The sequence below is a fragment of the Saccharopolyspora montiporae genome (assembly GCF_015209505.1).
Lineage (GTDB): Bacteria > Actinomycetota > Actinomycetes > Mycobacteriales > Pseudonocardiaceae > Saccharopolyspora > Saccharopolyspora montiporae.
Map to the genome: position 1 here is coordinate 96,185 of NZ_JADEYC010000001.1, position 16,500 is coordinate 112,684.

The 16,500-nt window shown below is 71.1% G+C and carries 14 protein-coding genes; 8 read left to right on the top strand and 6 right to left on the bottom strand.

The features are described from left to right. Position 1: 1 nt before the first annotated feature. Together IQ251_RS00440 and IQ251_RS19550 are read right to left on the bottom strand one after the other, a co-directional pair. Positions 2-1,633, bottom strand: a complete 1,632-nt coding sequence (locus IQ251_RS00440) for an acyl-CoA dehydrogenase family protein (RefSeq protein ID WP_193926358.1) — start codon at positions 1,631-1,633, stop codon at positions 2-4. Between the two features lie 72 nt (positions 1,634-1,705). Then, positions 1,706-1,849 carry a hypothetical protein gene (locus tag IQ251_RS19550; RefSeq protein ID WP_228045893.1) on the bottom strand — a complete coding sequence of 48 codons (144 nt, stop codon included), beginning with the start codon at positions 1,847-1,849 and terminating at the stop codon, positions 1,706-1,708. Between the two features lie 346 nt (positions 1,850-2,195). Here IQ251_RS19550 and IQ251_RS00450 point away from each other — a divergent pair, with 346 nt between their 5' ends. Beyond that, entirely contained in the window at positions 2,196-3,881 is a 1,686-nt protein-coding gene (locus tag IQ251_RS00450; RefSeq protein WP_193926359.1) for an APC family permease, read from the top strand. A 74-nt stretch (positions 3,882-3,955) separates the two neighbouring features. Here IQ251_RS00450 and IQ251_RS00455 read toward each other — a convergent pair whose 3' ends face one another. The 3 genes from IQ251_RS00455 to IQ251_RS00465 all read right to left on the bottom strand — a co-directional run bounded on the left by IQ251_RS00455 (position 3,956) and on the right by IQ251_RS00465 (position 7,337). Next, a complete protein-coding gene (locus IQ251_RS00455; RefSeq protein ID WP_193926360.1) occupies positions 3,956-6,535 on the bottom strand; it encodes a caspase family protein in 2,580 nt (859 codons plus the stop codon). Next, positions 6,532-6,882, bottom strand: coding sequence for a hypothetical protein (locus IQ251_RS00460; protein WP_193926361.1), 351 nt, complete (start codon positions 6,880-6,882; stop codon positions 6,532-6,534). Before IQ251_RS00460 ends, IQ251_RS00455 begins: the two co-directional genes overlap by 4 nt. Positions 6,883-6,986: 104 nt before the next feature. Then, on the bottom strand, positions 6,987-7,337 hold the full coding sequence (locus IQ251_RS00465; protein WP_193926362.1) for a VOC family protein: 351 nt from the start codon (positions 7,335-7,337) through the stop codon (positions 6,987-6,989). Positions 7,338-7,474: 137 nt separating this feature from the next. On the opposite strand from IQ251_RS00465, the gene IQ251_RS00470 reads away from it, so the two are divergent. The 3 genes from IQ251_RS00470 (at position 7,475) to IQ251_RS00480 (ending at position 11,885) form a co-directional block, all read left to right on the top strand. Continuing rightward, positions 7,475-8,629: an SGNH/GDSL hydrolase family protein gene (locus IQ251_RS00470; protein ID WP_193926363.1), complete on the top strand. Its 1,155-nt coding sequence runs from the start codon at positions 7,475-7,477 to the stop codon at positions 8,627-8,629. A 659-nt stretch (positions 8,630-9,288) separates the two neighbouring features. Next, positions 9,289-10,260 (top strand): mechanosensitive ion channel family protein, encoded by a 972-nt coding sequence (locus IQ251_RS00475; protein WP_193926364.1) that lies wholly within the window; start codon positions 9,289-9,291, stop codon positions 10,258-10,260. Between the two features lie 410 nt (positions 10,261-10,670). Then, a complete protein-coding gene (locus IQ251_RS00480; protein WP_193926365.1) occupies positions 10,671-11,885 on the top strand; it encodes an NAD(P)/FAD-dependent oxidoreductase in 1,215 nt (404 codons plus the stop codon). Positions 11,886-12,207: 322 nt separating this feature from the next. Here the strand turns inward: IQ251_RS00480 and IQ251_RS00485 are convergent, their stop codons facing one another. Beyond that, positions 12,208-12,606, bottom strand: a complete 399-nt coding sequence (locus IQ251_RS00485; protein WP_193926366.1) for a hypothetical protein — start codon at positions 12,604-12,606, stop codon at positions 12,208-12,210. Between the two features lie 283 nt (positions 12,607-12,889). Between IQ251_RS00485 and IQ251_RS00490 the strand changes: the two genes are divergently transcribed. From IQ251_RS00490 to IQ251_RS00505, 4 genes are all read left to right on the top strand, one after another. Beyond that, positions 12,890-14,200, top strand: a complete 1,311-nt coding sequence (locus IQ251_RS00490; protein ID WP_370591116.1) for an MFS transporter — start codon at positions 12,890-12,892, stop codon at positions 14,198-14,200. Between the two features lie 58 nt (positions 14,201-14,258). Then, positions 14,259-14,750, top strand: coding sequence for a metallophosphoesterase family protein (locus tag IQ251_RS00495; RefSeq protein WP_193926368.1), 492 nt, complete (start codon positions 14,259-14,261; stop codon positions 14,748-14,750). A gap of 202 nt (positions 14,751-14,952) precedes the next feature. Continuing rightward, entirely contained in the window at positions 14,953-15,435 is a 483-nt protein-coding gene (locus tag IQ251_RS00500; protein ID WP_193926369.1) for a GNAT family N-acetyltransferase, read from the top strand. Positions 15,436-15,566: 131 nt separating this feature from the next. Next, positions 15,567-16,418, top strand: coding sequence for an NmrA family NAD(P)-binding protein (locus IQ251_RS00505; RefSeq protein WP_193926370.1), 852 nt, complete (start codon positions 15,567-15,569; stop codon positions 16,416-16,418). Positions 16,419-16,500: the final 82 nt, after the last annotated feature.

Genomic DNA, 16,500 nt, shown 5'->3' on the forward strand with positions numbered 1-16,500 from the left:
GTCAGCGCTCGCCCGGCACGGCGCGGTCGAGGACGGCTCGACTGTCCACACCGGACGGAAGGGTGCCGAAGGCGGCGCCTCCGTCGTCCAACCGCCCGGCGCAGAACGCCTCGGCCACGGCGGTGTTGCCGGTGCGGTGCAGCAACGACGCCTGCAGGACCACGGCCATCTGCTCCACCAGGCGCCGGGTGCGGTACTCGATGTCGTCGAGATCGCCGAGTTCCTTGCGCAGCCGGGAGATCGCGCGGTCCAACCGCGCGTCGGCTCCCGCGGCCCGCTCGACCTCGGCGAAGTACGCCTCCACGGTCTCCGGCTGTTTCGCCATGGCGCGCAACGCGTCCAGGGCGGCCACGTTGCCGGAGCCTTCCCAGATCGACGGCAGCGGCGATTCGCGGAACAGCCTGGGCATGCCGGACTCTTCCACATAGCCGTTGCCGCCCAGGCATTCCAGGGCTTCGGCGGCGTGCGCCGGGGCCCGCTTGCAGACCCAGTACTTGGTCACGGCCAACCCGATCCGGCGGAACAACTCCTCCTGGGCGTCGCCGGCCGCCGCGCGGTCGACCGCCCCGGCCAGGCGCATGGCCGCTGCGGTGGCGGCTTCGGCTTCGACGGCGAGATCGGTGAGCACGTTGCGCATGAGTGGCTGGTCGAGCAGCCGCTGTCCGAACGCGCTGCGATGCGTCGCGTGGTGCAGCGCCTGCACCGTGCCCAGCCGCATGCCGGAGGCGGCGCTGATGGTGCAGTCCAGGCGCGTCATGTTGACCATCTGGATGATGGTGGCCACGCCGCGCCCCTGTTCCCCGACCGGCCAGGCGGTGGCGCCGTCGTACTCGATCTCGGCGGAGGCGTTGGAGCGGTTGCCGAGCTTGTCCTTGAGCCGCTGCAGGTGCATCGCGTTGCGGCTGCCGTCCGGCAGCACGCGCGGGACCAGGAAGCACGACAGCCCTTGCGGTGCTTGGGCGAGGGTGAGGAACACGTCCGACATCGGGGCCGAGGTGAACCACTTGTGCCCGGTGAGCCGGTAGCTGCCGTCGTCGGTCGGGACCGCGGAGGTGGTGTTGGCCCGAACGTCGGAGCCGCCCTGCTTCTCGGTCATCGACATGCCCGCGATCAGCCCGCGCTTGCCGCCCGGCTCGCGCAGTCCGAAGTCGTAGGCCGGGGAGGCCAGCAGCGGTTCGTACACCGCGGCCAAGTCGGGTTGGGCGCGCAGGGCGGGCACCGCGGCGTAGGTCATCGACACCGGGCACAGGTGGCCCTGGTCGACCTGGCCCCACACGAACATCTTCGCCGCTCGCGCCACGTGCGCGCCGCTGCGCTCGTCGCGCCACGGTGCGGCGTGCAGGCCGTGCGAGACCGCGGTGGCCAGCAGGTCGTGCCAGTGCGGGTGGAAGTCGACCTCGTCGATCCGGTGGCCGTAGCGGTCGTGCGTGCGCAGCACCGGCGGGTTCTCGTCCACCAGCCTGCCCCACTCCTGGGCACGGGTGCTACCGGCGAGCGCGCCGAGCTCGCGGACCTCGTCCTCGGCCCATGCCGCGCCTTCCCGGCGCAGACCCTCCAGCAGCGCCGGATCGGTGGCGACGTCGTAGTCGTCCAGGGGCGCGGCCTGGTTGGTGACGTCATGCGTGGGCGGCATCGGCCACCACCGGGGTGCGTCGGTACGGCATGCGCGCGAGTGAAGCACCGACGCCACCGGGTCGGCAAGACCTCAGCAGCGGGCGCTACCGAGGCCGTGCTGGGCGGCGACGTGGTCGATCTCGGCGAGCAGTCCGGCTTTGCGGTGCGGTTCCAGGAAACCGGCGTGCACGCCGTTGTGGGCGAGCCGGACGAGATCGGTGTCCCGAAGACCCATCCGCTGCGCGGTATGCGTCGGTGCGGTCCGTGCCGAACATGGTGGGGTCATCGGAGTTGAGCGTGACCAGCAGCCCGGTTCGCAGCATCGCCGGCCGCGGGTGTTCCTCGATGCCGGGCACCGAGCGGACGTTCTGCTGCGCGAGCACGCCGCGGCACCACGGTTGACCGGCGCACGCTGTGCAGGATTGTTCAACAATGATCCGCTCGTCGCCATCGGGCGCCGAACCACCGTTCACGAACGAGATCCCCTGTCGGGCCGCCGAAAACGGCCAGTAATATCACCCCCTTCGCCGATCTCATCGGCGAAGACGACAACAGACGCGGGACGATTCACTGGGGGACTCGTGACCCGGGGCAACGACGACGAGCGCGATCCGAGGACCGGCCGGTTCGGCCGGTGGCACCAACTCGGCCTCGCGTTGGGCGGTGTCCTCGGTTCCGGCTGGATCATCAGCATCCTCGCGGCAACGGGCGCCGGGTGGTTCGCGATGCTGTCCTGGTTGCTGGCGCTTGCCGCGATCGGGCTGATCACGGTGATCGTGGTCCAGCTGGCCCGAGCCAGACCGGCCGCGGCCGGACTCGTTTCATGGCCGACGAACACCAGCGGACGCGCGGTCGGCACCGTCCTGACCGCCGGGTTGGCCGTGGTGTATGCCGGGAACCCGCCTGCCGGGGTGGCGGCAGCGGTCATCGCACTGGACAAGTTCGGCGTACTGCCCGGAATGACCCAGCAATGCACCCCGGGCGCCGGCGGCCTGCCTCCGCTCTCCTACCCGGGGGTGGGGGTCGCCGCCGTCCTGCTCACCGCGATGTTCCTCATCAACCTCATCGGGTTCGCGGCCGTGGTCCGGCTCAACACGGTCCTCACCGCGTTCAAGGTGGCCCTCCCGCTGGTGTTCGTCGCCGGCGTCCTGCTCGTCGGCTCGCATGCGGGGTTCACCGGCGCCGGATTCCACCTCGGCTGCACCTCGGCGCCCCCGGAGGACGGCACTGCGACGACCCAGCTGACTGCGGCCCTCCAGGCGGTCGTGACCGGTGGCCTCATCTTCTCGCTGACCGGCTTTCAGGGCCCGGTCGACCACGGCAGCAAGAACGGCTCCCCGCACGTGGGTTTTGCGATGTTCGGCGCACTGTTCACGGTGACCGGGCTCTACCTGGGGCTGCAGGCGCTGGTGCAGAGCCAGGAGTGGCACGCGTGGCCAGCCGGGGTCGAGCACTGGACGGCAGCAGTGCTGCTGGTGGCGATCGTGCTGTCGCCGGTGGCCAACGCCATGCTGTTCGTGTCGCTGTCCCGGGAAGTGCTGAGAACCGCCGCGGACAAGGACATCATCAGGTTCAGCAAGCACCGCGGCGACGACGAGCGCATCGGGGTCAAGGCGCTGCTCGCGGCCTACCTGTTCGGTCTGTTCATGCTCATCGCGCTGCGCGGCTGGACGCAGATCATCACGACCAAGAGCGTGATCTTCCTGTTCGTGTACTCGTTCGCCGCGATCGCCTACGCCGCCTACCGCGACACCGATCCCGACGGGCGAGAACGGTTCCACCGCAGCCTTCGGGTCGCCGGACCGGCAAGTTTCGCCGTGGCCACGGCGCTGGCCTACTACGCGGGCGTGCCCGCGCTACCGCTGTCGTACGTGTTCATCGCCGCGGTCAGCGCGCTGATGTTCTGGACGCGGCGCAACGCCGTGTATCCCTGGACCGAAGACCTGCGGCGGGCTCGCTGGCTGTTCGGCTACTTCGGGATGTTGCTGCTGCTGGCCGTGATCCGCGCAGCCGGCCAGATCGCCATGAGCGCCGGCCACGGGTGGGCCACGGCGATCGAGCACTGGCACGAACTGCTCCTCGGCACGCGGCCCATGCCGACGGCGGAGGCGGTCGGCGATCACCTCCTGGTGCACGGCCTGGCCGCAGCGGCGTTCCTGCTCGGTCTCTGGGCCTACTACGCCGGAGTGCGCAGCGCCAAGCAGCACCTCGAGGCGGTCAACCGCAAGAACGAAGCGGCAACCGCGGCGGGCAGGAGTCGCGGGTAGTTCGGTGCCGGCCCCTGAGCCCTCCGATCAGCCGACGCGTGCTGTGACCAGCTGAACCCGCCGTCGACGTGCGGTCACAGCGCCACCCGGTTCAAGAACCGGTCGGCGTGTTCGGCGGCACCGAATTCGCGCAGCCATCCCACGTACTCCTGCTGGTTCACCTCGATGCGCTCATCGGCGATGAACGTGTCGGTTTCGCCGATGATCTCCTCGCGCAGATCGGCGGCGATGTCCGGGTTGGCGCGGACCACCACCACCAGCTCGGCGAAGTAGCCGATGGTGATCTTCTCGTCCTGGCGCTGGTAGAGCGCGTACAGGCGCCGGAGCAGCTCAATACCGGGCTTGGCGGCATGGCTGAACACTCTCCGCTGGCGCGCGACCGACAGCGGGACCAGCAGCGCGGCGATCTCCTGCGGGGAGAACCGCTGCGGGTGCTCCAGCGCCCGCCGCAGCAGGCGTTGCGCGAGATCCGGCTGCATCTTGCCCGCCAGCAGGGATGCCGTGCGCGCCAGCGTGTTCGCCGATGCGTCGTCGGCGACGCGACCGAGCAGCGCGTCCTCGTCCTTGCGCAGCCGGGCCGGGCGGTTGGCCTTCTGGGTCCACAGCACCAGCATGTTGCCGAGCGTGTCCCCGTCCCGGCGGTGGTGCAGCTGGCCGAACACCACCTCGGCCGGGCCGCGGCCGTCCACCTCCCCGTCGCGGACGAAGGTCATCAGTTCCCCGGAATCGCTGCTCAACGCCGCGGCGCGCGAGGCGATCAGTTCCGCCAGATCGTCCGCACCGGCATCGAGCGCGTCGCGGTAGAAGCGGGCCACGGCCGCGGCCGAGCGGGCGGTCACCGCGGCGTCGAGCAGGTCCAGCCGGTGACCGCGCCAGCGGAAGAACGCGGCGAGTTCCGCGGCGGGCAGGTGTTCGCTCACGTGGTCGCGGACGTCGCCGACCACGTCCCGGCGCCACTCGGCGTCCCCACCCCCGAGGGTGTCCAGCACCGTCGCGGGGGCGGCCGCGGTGTCGTCCCGCGCCATCGCGGCCTGCGCGGCCGCTCGGCCTGCTGCGTGCATCCCCTGGCTGTGCAGGGCCGCCGCCAGCCGGACCAGCGTGCCCAACGACCGGTCGGCCGACACCGCGGTGAGCACTTCCTCCGCGCGGTCGACGTCACCGCGGGCTGCCGCGTAGGCGGCGAGTTCCCGCGGGCGGCGACGGCGGGCGACGCGGTGGTCCACGGTTCGGGCGGTGTCGGGTGCACTGCCGGCGATGTGCGCGGCGAGCCGTGCGGCATCCGCCGGGTCGCGCCCGAGCGCGGCACCGTCCAGGACGGCGTCGGCTTCGGGGGTGCGCTCCGCGTCGTGCAGCAGTGCCAGGAGGGTGCGGACGTCTTCGGCGCTGCGCTGGGTGCCGAACGCTTCCAGCAGCGTGAACGCTGCGGCGGTGTCGGAATCGCTGCGCGGGTCGGCGAGGAACCGCCGGGTCAACTCGGCCAGGTCCTGCGGTGGGGCGCAGCGCACGAGCACGTCGTCGATGGTGAGCTCTGCCGACTCGCCCCAGGCGCGACGGACATCGGCGAGTTCGGTTCCCGATGTGCGGGCGGCGTTTTCCAGCAGCTCGCCGCCCGCGACCGCGCAGTCCCCGCACTCCTCGGCCAGCAGCAGTGCGGTGGTCTGCGCGCGGGTGCCGACGGGCGCGGAGCGGATCTTGTCCAAGACCCGGCCCTGCACGTGGGAATCGTGCGGGCACGTGCAGTGCAGGGCGTGCACGAAGTCGCGGGTGTGCGCGCTGTTGTCCCGGAAGAGGTCGTTGATGACCCGGTTGAGGGCGTGCCGTTCGGTGTCTTCCGGGGCGGCCCACTGCTCGGCGAGTTCGGTCAGCGGCAGGGCGGCCAGCCGGGCCCTGGCCTGTTCGTCGATGCGCACGGTCGCCGCGTTCTCCAGGATCGGGAACCGCCCCGAGCCCGTGGTTTCGACCAAGCCCGGCAACGGGTGGTCCTGCAGCCAGAGGCGTTCCCGGAGCACCTCCCGCACGTACTGGAAGTCGAACACGTCCGGACCGTCCGGGACGCCGTCTTCGAACAGGTTGACGAGCGCGCCGCTGAAGGCGGTGTAGTCCGGGCCGAAGGCGTTGCTCGTGGCGTGCGCGCTTTGGCTGGGATCGTTTCGGTGCAGCGCGGTGAGCACGTATCCGGCCCAGTCCGGCACCCGGGCGGCGGCCTGGGTGACCTCGGCGTCATCGTCGCCGAGTGCCGGGACCCTCCCGCTGTTGCAGCAGTCGAGGACCACCGCTTTCAAGTGCGACGGGTGGTCGCGGAGCAGGTCGTAGAGCTTGTGCAGTTCGAGGAAATGGGACCTGCCGTCCCGTTTGCTGCGGCGCATGACCAGTTCCAGGTCCGTGTATTGGTCGCCGCGGCGGGGCATCTCGGCGTGCCCGGCGAAGTAGAGGAGCACCGCGTCGTCGGGTTGGGAATCGCGCAGCACGCGCTCGATCGGTTCGGTGACATCGCCGGGTGTGGCCGGGTCTTCGATCAGCTCGCAGCGGTTCCACAACGGGCTGCTCTCGAACAGCCCGCACAGCTCGCGAGCGGAGTTGCGCACGGATTCGTGCGGGGTGAAGTACGTGTCGTCGTAGGCGGCGACGCTGATGAAGAACGCGTATCGGCTCACGATCCCTCCCGGGGATCGGTCCGGTCCTCGTCTTCCTCGTCCACCTCCACCTGCGCGTCCGGCCGGTCGCGGCGGGGGTACTGCTCCCGGAGCTGCTTGAGCTTGTCGCTGATCTGCTTGCGCACCGCTTCGGCGGCCACTCCCCCGACGGCCGTGCCGGCGCTGTTGACGAACCCCTCCAGCAGCCCGATCAGCACCTCGCCGGTACCGCCGAGCGTGTCGGGGACCTCCGGTGCTGGTGTGCGCTCCCAGTGGCCGGGGTAGGTGGTTTCCAGCCAGGTGCCCAGCGCGGCGAGATCCGCCTTGTCCATGTGCTCCGACACGCGGACGGTCACCGTGATCGCCATGGCTTCCTCCTCAGCTCGCTCCTGTGCCCAAGATCATACCGTTCCGCAGCGGGTTCCCGACCCTCCGTGCACGATTCGCGGCCCCGGCAGCGGCGTCGGCGCGATCAGCGGTGGCTGAGCACGTTGAGCACGCGACCGTGCGGGTCGCGGACGAAGAAGCGCCGCACGCCCCAGTCCTCGTCCTGCAGCGGGTGCACGATCTCGGCACCGCGGGCGCGCATGGCGTCGTGGACGGCGTCGACGTCCTCGACCTCGATGCTCACCTCGGGGTTGACCGGTGCGGTGCGGTCCGCGGTCATGATGCTGAGCTGGGCAGCCGGCGTGGTCGGCGACGCGTAGGTGGTGATCCAGCCGTGCGTCATGACCTGCTCGAAACCCAGCGCCGCGTAGAACTCGCCGTCCGCGGGATCGGCGGCTTCGGCGTGCAGGACGGGCATGACGCGGCGGATCGACATCGCGGGCTCCTCAGACGTGCGGCGGGACAGGTCCAGGACTACTACGTCCGGCCGCCGCCGGTGGGCAGGCGCGCCGGTTCTCGGGAAGCCGACGGCGGTAGGCTCGGCGCACCGTCCGCCGATGAGCTGCAGGAGCGATGATCGACACGCCCATCACCGCCGAACTGCTGCGCGGCGCCGCGGATCTGGAACGCACCGACCGCGGTGTGCTGCCGCATCGGCTGCCGGCCCGGGCCCGCGCCCAGTGCGCGGATCCGCAGCTGGCCATGGCCGAGTCCCAGCCGTCCGGGGTGCGGCTGGTGCTGCGCACCCGGGCGCAGGTGGTGGAGCTGGACGTGGTGCCCACCAGGCGCCGCTACCTCGGTGCGCCGCCGCGTCCGGACGGTGTCTACGACCTGCTCGTGGACGGCGAACTCACCGCGCAGGCCGGTGCCGACGGCGGGGATGCGGTGCTCGTCGATCTGGCCACCGGGACGACCCGGCACGAGCCGGGGCCGGTGGCCACGGTGCGCTTCGCCGAGCTGCCGGCCGGCGAGAAGGACGTGGAGATCTGGTTGCCGCACAACGAGACCACCGAGCTGGTTGCGCTGCGCACCGACGCACCGGTGGTACCCGCACCCGATCCCGGTCGGCCGGTGTGGCTGCACCACGGCAGTTCGATCAGCCACGGGTCCCACGCCGCCTCCCCCACCGGCACCTGGCCAGCGCTGGCCGCGCGGCGGGCCGGGGTGGAGCTGGTCAACCTGGGGTTGGGCGGCAGTGCCCTGCTGGACCCGTTCACCGCCCGCGCCCTGCGCGATGCGCCGGCGCAGCTGATCAGCGTCAAACTCGGCATCAACGTGGTCAACGCCGACCTGATGCGGCTGCGCGCGTTCGGCCCGGCGGTGCACGGGTTTTTGGACACCGTCCGCGACGGCCATCCGGACACCCCGCTGCTGGTGGTCTCGCCACTGCACTGCCCGATCCACGAGAACACGCCCGGCCCCGCGGATTTCGACCACGAGGCGCTGGCCGAGGGCGTGCTGCGGTTCCGCGCGACCGGGGATCCGGCCGAGACGGCCGCGGGCAAGCTGACCGTGGCGGTGATCCGCGAGGAGCTGGCGCGGATCGTCGAGCAGCGCCGCGGGGCGGACCCGCACCTGCACCACCTGGACGGCCGCGAGCTCTACGGCCCGGGCGACGCCGAGCAGCATCCGCTGCCCGACGAGCTGCACCCGGATGCCGACACGCACCGGATCATCGGCGAGCGGTTCGCCCGCAGCGCACTGTCCGGGCCGTGGGGCATGCGCTGAGCGGTCACCGTCGGGCGGTGCTGCGGCGGGCGTCCGGCGGCGTCGCCGCGGTGTTGCAGTCGCCGACCCGGCCGGCACGATCGAATCCGTTCGGTTCGTGGAATCGGTGCGGTACGGGATCATTCGATCGGCGATCGGCGAATGATCGCTCTGTCGGAGCGCTTTCCGCACTTCTTGTGCTCGCGCCCGCAGACCAGACCCGACCGTTGAAAAGCGGGTAGTGGCTGATCAACTCGGGGGCGACCCGAAGGGAACACACCGGCGACGTTGCGCGCACCGCGATGCCGCACATCGTCATCGCACCTGACATCCGGAGGGGTCGGAGACCGCGGAACTGCGCCCCCGGGGCGGGTATCGATCACCACCGCCCCGCCGGAAGAACCGTCCATAGCGGACACCGACGCCGGGGCGGCGGCGCCGCGAATCCGCACGTTCCGCGCTCGACCGAGCACGCTTCGTGTGCGGGAGGCGCAGCGCCATGGGTCCTGGCTCACAGTCGCGCCACCCCGTGTTGCACCCGATCACGCAACGTTGAGAGCATTCCGCGCGCACGCGCCGCGCGCGCCGGCCCCACCGGCGAGCGCCGCACCGACCGGCCACCCCGGCAGGACGACTCGGCGCCGACAGGACGGTATTCGCGAAAGGGTAGATCTGTGCACATGGACACGTTGGCCCAGGCCGACGACGGTATGGTCGCCCAGGCCGGGCCGTTCGTGGACTGGTTCACCGCCCACGCCGGAGCCATGGTCTCCGGGCTGATCAACGTCGGCATCATCGCGGTGGTGGCGTTCGTCGCCCGCGCCGTGGTCGGCAGGCTGATCGTGCGGCTGGTCAAGCGGATCGTGAGCTCGCAGCAGAAGCTCGACCAGGCCAAGAGCAAGGCCAGCCGGGTGGTGACCAGGTCCGCCGAGAACGGCGGAGCCAACCGCAAGGAGCGCCAGGAGCAGCGCGCGCAGACGATCGGGTCGGTGCTGCGCAGCATCGCCTCGTTCGTGATCTTCGGCGTGGCGTTCATGATGATCCTCGGCGAGTTCGGGATCAACCTCGCACCGGTGCTGGCCAGCGCCGGGGTGCTCGGGCTGGCGATCGGTTTCGGCGCGCAGAACCTGGTGCAGGACTTCCTGTCCGGCCTGTTCATGATGACCGAGGACCAGTTCGGCGTCGGTGACGTCGTCGACGTCGGTGACGCGGTGGGCACCGTCGAGGCGATGACGATGCGCATCACCAAGATCCGCGATCTGGACGGCAACCTCTGGCACGTGCGCAACGGCGAGATCATGCGCGTGTGCAACATGAACCAGGACTGGGCCAATGCCGTCATCGAGATCCCGCTGGACTACTCGGTGAACCTGCCCGAGGCCAAGCGCGTCCTGGAGAACGGGCTGGCGGAATTCGCCGACGATCCCGAGTTCTCCGGCCAGATCCTGGAGAAGCCCGACGTCAACGGCGTCGTGGGCATCGGCAACGGCGCGGTGACCATGCGGGTGATCATCAAGACCAAGCCGGGCTCGCAGTGGGCCATCGGCCGCGCGGCCCGCGGCCACCTCAAGCAGCGCCTCGACGACGAGGGCCTGCACGTGGCCTACCCGCTGCTGCCGCTGGCCGGCAGCGGCGCCACCAAGCAGGGCTGACCGACCCCGCTCCCCCGCGCGACCGCCCGCGACCGCATCTCGGTCGCGGGCGGTTCAACGTCCGGGACCGGTCCTCGGGAGCGTGTCGGGTGGTGACCTCGCCCCGCTCGACCATCTGCTGCCACATCTCGCGCACGGGTCGGTCCTGGTCGACGACCAGGACGTCGAATTCCCGGTACCGCCGGTGCGCACCGGATCCGCACCGGCTCGACCGGGCGGTGCGGGTAGTGCCCTCCCCTCGTGCTTCCCGCACGGCCCCCGCTCCCCCGCGCGCCGTTGACCGCGCACCACGTTGACTCGGCGGCGGCTCGCGGACCACTCTCGCGGGGAGACGACGCCGACCACCTCGTGCGGGCCCCGACAGCGGACGCTCGCAGGTCGCCCTCCGGACTGCCCACGAGGAGACGCCCGTGCACGACTCATCCCGCTTCGACGTCGCGGTCGTCGGCGCAGGCCCGCTCGGCGCCGCGACCGCCCGGCACCTCACCGACCGGGGAGCGTCGGTCCTGATCGTCGGGCCCGCCGAGCCGGACCGCTTCGACGACCATCGCGGAGTGTGGGCCGGCTACTACGACCAGGGGCGGCTCGCGCACGTGCTCGAAGTACCGCTGGTGACCTCACTGCTGGCCACCCGCTCGATCCGCCGGTTCCCCGACCTGCGCGAGCGCTCCGGCGTGGAGTTCACCGCACCGACCCACTCGCTGTGCGTGCTGCCCGACGTGTCCGGACATCCGCAGGCCGCGGAGTGGTTCGACAGCAGCCGTCTGGTGCGCAACGCCGAGGACCTCGGTGTTGCGGTCGAGCAGCTCGGCGAGGACGAGCTCCGCTCGACCTATCCGCAGCTGCGGTTCGCCCCCGGGCACCTCGGCCTGGTCCAGCGCGACGCGCTGATCGTCAATCCGCGCGACCTCGTGCGCGCCGAGCTCACCGCCGCCACCTCGGCCGGAGCGGTGCTGGTCCGCGACGAGGTCACCGACGTCAGCGAGCGCGCCGACGCGGTCCTGCTCACCACGACGTCCGGGGCGACGTGGCGGGCGGAGCAGGCCGTCATGGCTACCGGAGCAGCCTCCAACGCCACGGGGCTGCTCACCCATCCCCTGGAGATGAACACCTTCGGGGCCACCGTCGTGCTCGTCGAGGTTCCCGACCCGAACGCGATCGACATGCCGGCGATGATGTACCTGAAGTCGACCGAGGACGGGCTCGACTTCGGTGGAATCGTGATGTCCCCGCTGCGCTACCCCGACGGCCGGTGGTACATCAAGGTCTCCGGCACCAGCGTGCTGGACAACCCCCTTCGCACGGCGGACGAGATCGCCGCCTGGGTGCGCACCGGCGGGCGCCAGGACGACATCGGTGAGGCGCGAGCGTTGCTCGGGGAACTGCTGCCCGGGCACGAGCTCGGTCCGGCACGCACTCGCCCGTGCACGGTGTGCGAGACCGCGACCGGGCTGCCCTACATCGACCGGGTCGACGATCGCACGACGATCGTGATCGAAGGCGAGCGCGGCGTGATGTCCGCCGACGAAATCGGTCGCCTGGCAGCGGACTTCACCGCATCCGGCACCTGGCAGGACGGCATCCCGCACGAGGTGTTCCGGGCGCAATGGTCCGTTTCCGGCTGACCCGACCGCCGAATCAGCGACCGGCGGGCGCAAGGGGGACAGGTGACCAGGGAACTCGTTGTGCTCAACGCCGTTTCGATCGCCGAGCGCGATGTCGACGAGGTCCACCCGCACTCCGGTGTTGAACGAGGTGGTGAACGTCCCAGGTGCGGGGATCCGCGGAGGACGAGGGTCCCGGCACGCGGCCCGCACCGGAATGGCACGCACCTCGGCGTTCTCGGCTCGCACCCCCGGACCGGCGGGATCGGGGCCGCGCACGGCGCGAACCCCGCGATCGCGGCATCGGTCGCGGGATTCGCGCGCGCTCGCTGCGGAGAACGTCCTAGGGCTCGGTGGTGATCGGGTCGCAGCTCCCGCAGCCCTTGTGCTGCGCGGCGACGATGTTGTTGCCGGGGCTGTCGATCTTCACCGACGTCGCTCCGGACTTCCAGGCGCTCCAGTTGCCCGTCTTGTACTTGACCCGGACCCAGGCGTGCCCATCGCAGGACCCGTCGTCGGCTTTACCGGTCAGCGCCTTGCCGGACTCGACGTAGCCGGCGTACGTGGTGCCGCAGAGCCGCTTCCACTGGACGTAGTTCGACGCCGCGGTATCCGGGGCGGTGGCCGCGGGCGGGGAAGAGCCCGCGGCGACCGGGGCCGCGGCGGCACCGGTGGCCGCCATTCCGGTCAGCATCGCGGCGGCGGCCAGAGCGAGGCTGCATCGTCGTACGACAGTGCTCATCTCGAATCTCCTCTCGCAATCGGGTTCGGGCGCCGGGCCCGGATCCGCACCGCAACGGCGCGGTCACCGCTGAGCTTCCAGGACGCCCACCGGATCCGGAATGTGTTTTCCGCGCTCGGCAAACACGCACCCGGTATCGGAACGGGTGCCGTCCGGACGCCGCGGGCCATCTATTGACATCATCAATCGTTGTTGCTTGCATGTGAATCTGCTTCGAGCCGGAGACCGGCACCCGCGCTCGCACGGCACCCGCCCGAGCCGCACCAGACCCCGGGGAGTCCGCGTGCCCGCACACACCGCAAGCACCGCGCCCACGAACCCGCGGCGCGGCAAGGAGATTCGCCGGGTCGTGCTGTCCAGCTACCTCGGCAGCACGATCGAGTTCTACGACTTCCTGCTCTACGCCACCGCCGCCTCGCTGGTGTTCGGCCCGGTGTTCTTCACCGGACTCGACCCGCTGGCCGCCACGATCGCCTCGTACGGCACGTTCGCCGCCGGCTACCTCGCGCGCCCGCTCGGCGGGCTCGTGCTCGGCCACTTCGGCGACCGAATCGGCCGCAAGCGGATGCTCGTGCTGTCCATGACCATCATGGGCGTGGCCTCGTTCCTCATCGGCCTCGTCCCACCCGCCTCGGCCATCGGCTCGTGGGGCGCGATCATCCTGGTGGGACTGCGCATCTGCCAGGGCATCGCGGTCGGCGGCGAATGGGGCGGGGCGGCCCTGATGTCGCTGGAACACGCCGACCGCAAGCAGCGCGGGTTCGCCGCCTCGTTCACCAACGCCGGAGCACCGTCCGGCGCGGTGCTCGGCACGCTGCTGATGAGCGCGTTCGCGACCCTGCCCCGCGAGCAGTTCCTGGCCTGGGGCTGGCGGATCCCGTTCCTGCTCTCGGCCGCACTGCTCGTGCTGGGCCTGTTCGTGCGCTCCCGCGTCGCGGAGAGCCCGATCTTCCAGGAGGCGATGCGCAGCAGCCCGCCGCGGCGGCGCGCACCCGTGCTCGACGTGCTGCGCAGGCCGCGAACCCTGCTGCTGAACATGCTCGGGTGCAGCGGCAGCTTCGCCATCCAGATCCTGTTCGCCACGTTCGCGATCACCTACGCCTCGGCGGCCGGCGCCGACGAGCAGCTGGTGCTGCTGAGCTTCGCGATCGCCTCGTTCCTGCAGATCGGCACCGTGCTCGCCTTCGGCAAGCTGTCCGATGTGGTCGGTCGCCGACCGGTGATGCTCGGCGGCCTGGCCCTGTTCGCGCTGCTGCTGCACCCCCTGTTCGGCTGGCTGGGCTCAGGCAACGGCACGCTGGTCTTCCTCGCGTTCCTGGTGGGCCTGACCTGCCACGCGATGACCTACGGCCCGATGGCGGCCTACATCTCCGAGCAGGTCGGCACCACCTCCCGCTACACCGGCGCCTCGCTGGGCTACCAGGGAGCGACGCTGCTCGGCGCGGGGCTGACCCCGGTGGTGCTGGCCTCGCTGCACGCCGCGCACCGCACGCCTACCCCGCTGGTGTGGTTCATGGTCACGGTCTGCGCGCTCAGCGCCGCGGCGGTGCTGGCGACCCGGGAGAGCAAGGACAACGACCTGCAGGCCCTGTGACGCGCTGAGCCCGCGCCCGCGTGCACGGCCGAATCCGCGGCCAGGCACACTCGGCGTCGTGCACCTGCTGCTGATCGCCGACACGCACGTGCCCAAGCGCGCCACGACCCTGCCCGACGAGGTGTGGGCCGCGGCCGAATCCGCCGACGTGGTGGTGCACGCCGGCGACTGGATGACCGCCGCGCTGCACGACGAGCTGCACGAGCGCACCCGCAGGCTCATCGGCGTGTTCGGCAACAACGACGGCCCTGACCTGCGGGAACGACTCCCCGAGGCCGCCCACGTCGAGCTCGGCGGCCTGCGGGTGGCGGTGATCCACGAAACGGGTGCGTCCCAGGGCCGCGAGGCGCGCTGCGACCGGTGGTTCCCGGACACCGATCTGCTCGTGTTCGGCCACAGCCACATCCCGTGGGACAGTACGACGCCGCGCGGTCTGCGCCTGCTCAACCCGGGTTCGCCGACCGACCGCCGCAAGCAACCGCACCACACGTACCTGACCGCCGAGATCACCGGTGGTCGGCTGCACGAGGTCGCCCTGCACCGGCTGTGAACCGGCACCACCGGGCAGCGGGTCGGCGATCTCGTTGACACGGGTGTCGGGCGAACGGCTACCGTGTCCGGTGATGGAGTGCTTCGCGGCCTGGCGCATCCGCCGGTGAGATCCCGCTGGCCGCTGCCGCATGGCAGCGCCGCGGTCGAGCAGGTCCGCTGAACCCGCACGCTCGGCTCATCGAGCCGGAAGGAGCGCTCGCATGCTCATCCGTTCGTTCGTCCCGAACGACCTCACCGCCATCACTCAGCTCACCATCGACACCTTCGGACCGTTCTACGAGGAGCATTTCCGGCCCCTGGTCGGTGAGCTGATCTTCGCCAACCAACACGGGAACTGGCGCACCGATTACCACCGCCAGGTGGCCGCGCTGCACGATCCCGACCAGCACAAGCACCTCGCGATCGCCGACGTCGACGGTGCGATCGCGGGATACGTCGCGTTCTCCGTCGATCCCGAGAACCGCAACGGCAACGTCGAGATGCTCGCCGTCGACGAGCAGCACCGCAGGCTCGGAGCGGGCCGCGAGCTGTGCGAACACGCCTTCGCCGAGATGCGCGAGCTCGGCGCGGACGTCGTGGAGATCGGCACCGGCGGCGATCCGTTCCACGCCCCGGCCCGCGCGCTCTACGAGGAGCTCGGCTGCACGCCGCTGCCGGTGACCGTCTACTACCGGCAGTTGTGATCACGCGACCGGGGTGGACGGCCGCAGGGGCCCGTCCACCCCGGTCCGACCACTCCGGACGGTGGCATCAGGCGAATCCGTCCGCGAACTGACAGTGTCCGCGCTGTACCCAGTAGGAAGAGGCCACCAGCATGATCGTCGTCACCGGCGCCACCGGCGGGTTGGGCAGCGCCACCGTCGAGAACCTCCTCACGCGCGTACCCGCCGACCGGATCGGCGTCAGCGTCCGCGAGGTCGCCGGGGCGCAGCACTTCGCCGATCGCGGCGTCCGCGTGCGGCAGGGCTCCTACGAGGATCCGGCTGCGCTGCGGGACGCGTTCGCCGGTGCCGACCAGGTGCTCCTGGTGTCGGGCAACGACCCGGCGGCCGACCTGGTCGGCCTGCATCGCAACGCCATCGAGGCCGCCGTCGCCGCAGGCGCCCAGCGGATCGTCTACACGAGCCAGCAGGGCGCCGTCCCCGGCAACCCGTACCGGCCGTCGGAATTCCACATCGCCACCGAGACCGTGCTCGCCGAGTCCGGAGTGGCCTGGACCGCGCTGCGCAACGGCGCCTACGGTCCACTGGACCAGGTACTCGGCCCGTGGCAGCAGACCGGGGAGATCGCCCGACCGCAGGACGGTCCCGTCCCCTACACCGACCGCGCGGACGTCGCCGAAGCCACTGCGATCATCCTCGCCGGTGACCGCTCCTTCGAGGGCCCGATCACCCTCAGCGCGCCGACCGCCGTCACCTTCGACGATCTCGCCGCGATCGCCTCCGACCTGACCGGCCGCACCATCGAGCGCACCGTCCTGGACGACGAGCAGTGGGTCGCCGACCAGATCACGGCCGGGGTCCCCGAGCAGGCGGCTCGGCTGATGCTCTCCTGGTACGAGGCCAGCCGCGCAGGCTACTTCGCAGCAGCCGATCCCCTGCTCGCCGAACTCCTCGGCCGCGAGCCGCGCAGCGCCGCCGACCGGCTCGCGGCCGGCATCGCCTGAAACGGGCTCCGAGAGCCGGGGTGCGACTCCCCGACGAACCGGCGCTGGCCTGTCCTCCGCGGAGGACAGGCCAGCGCCGGGT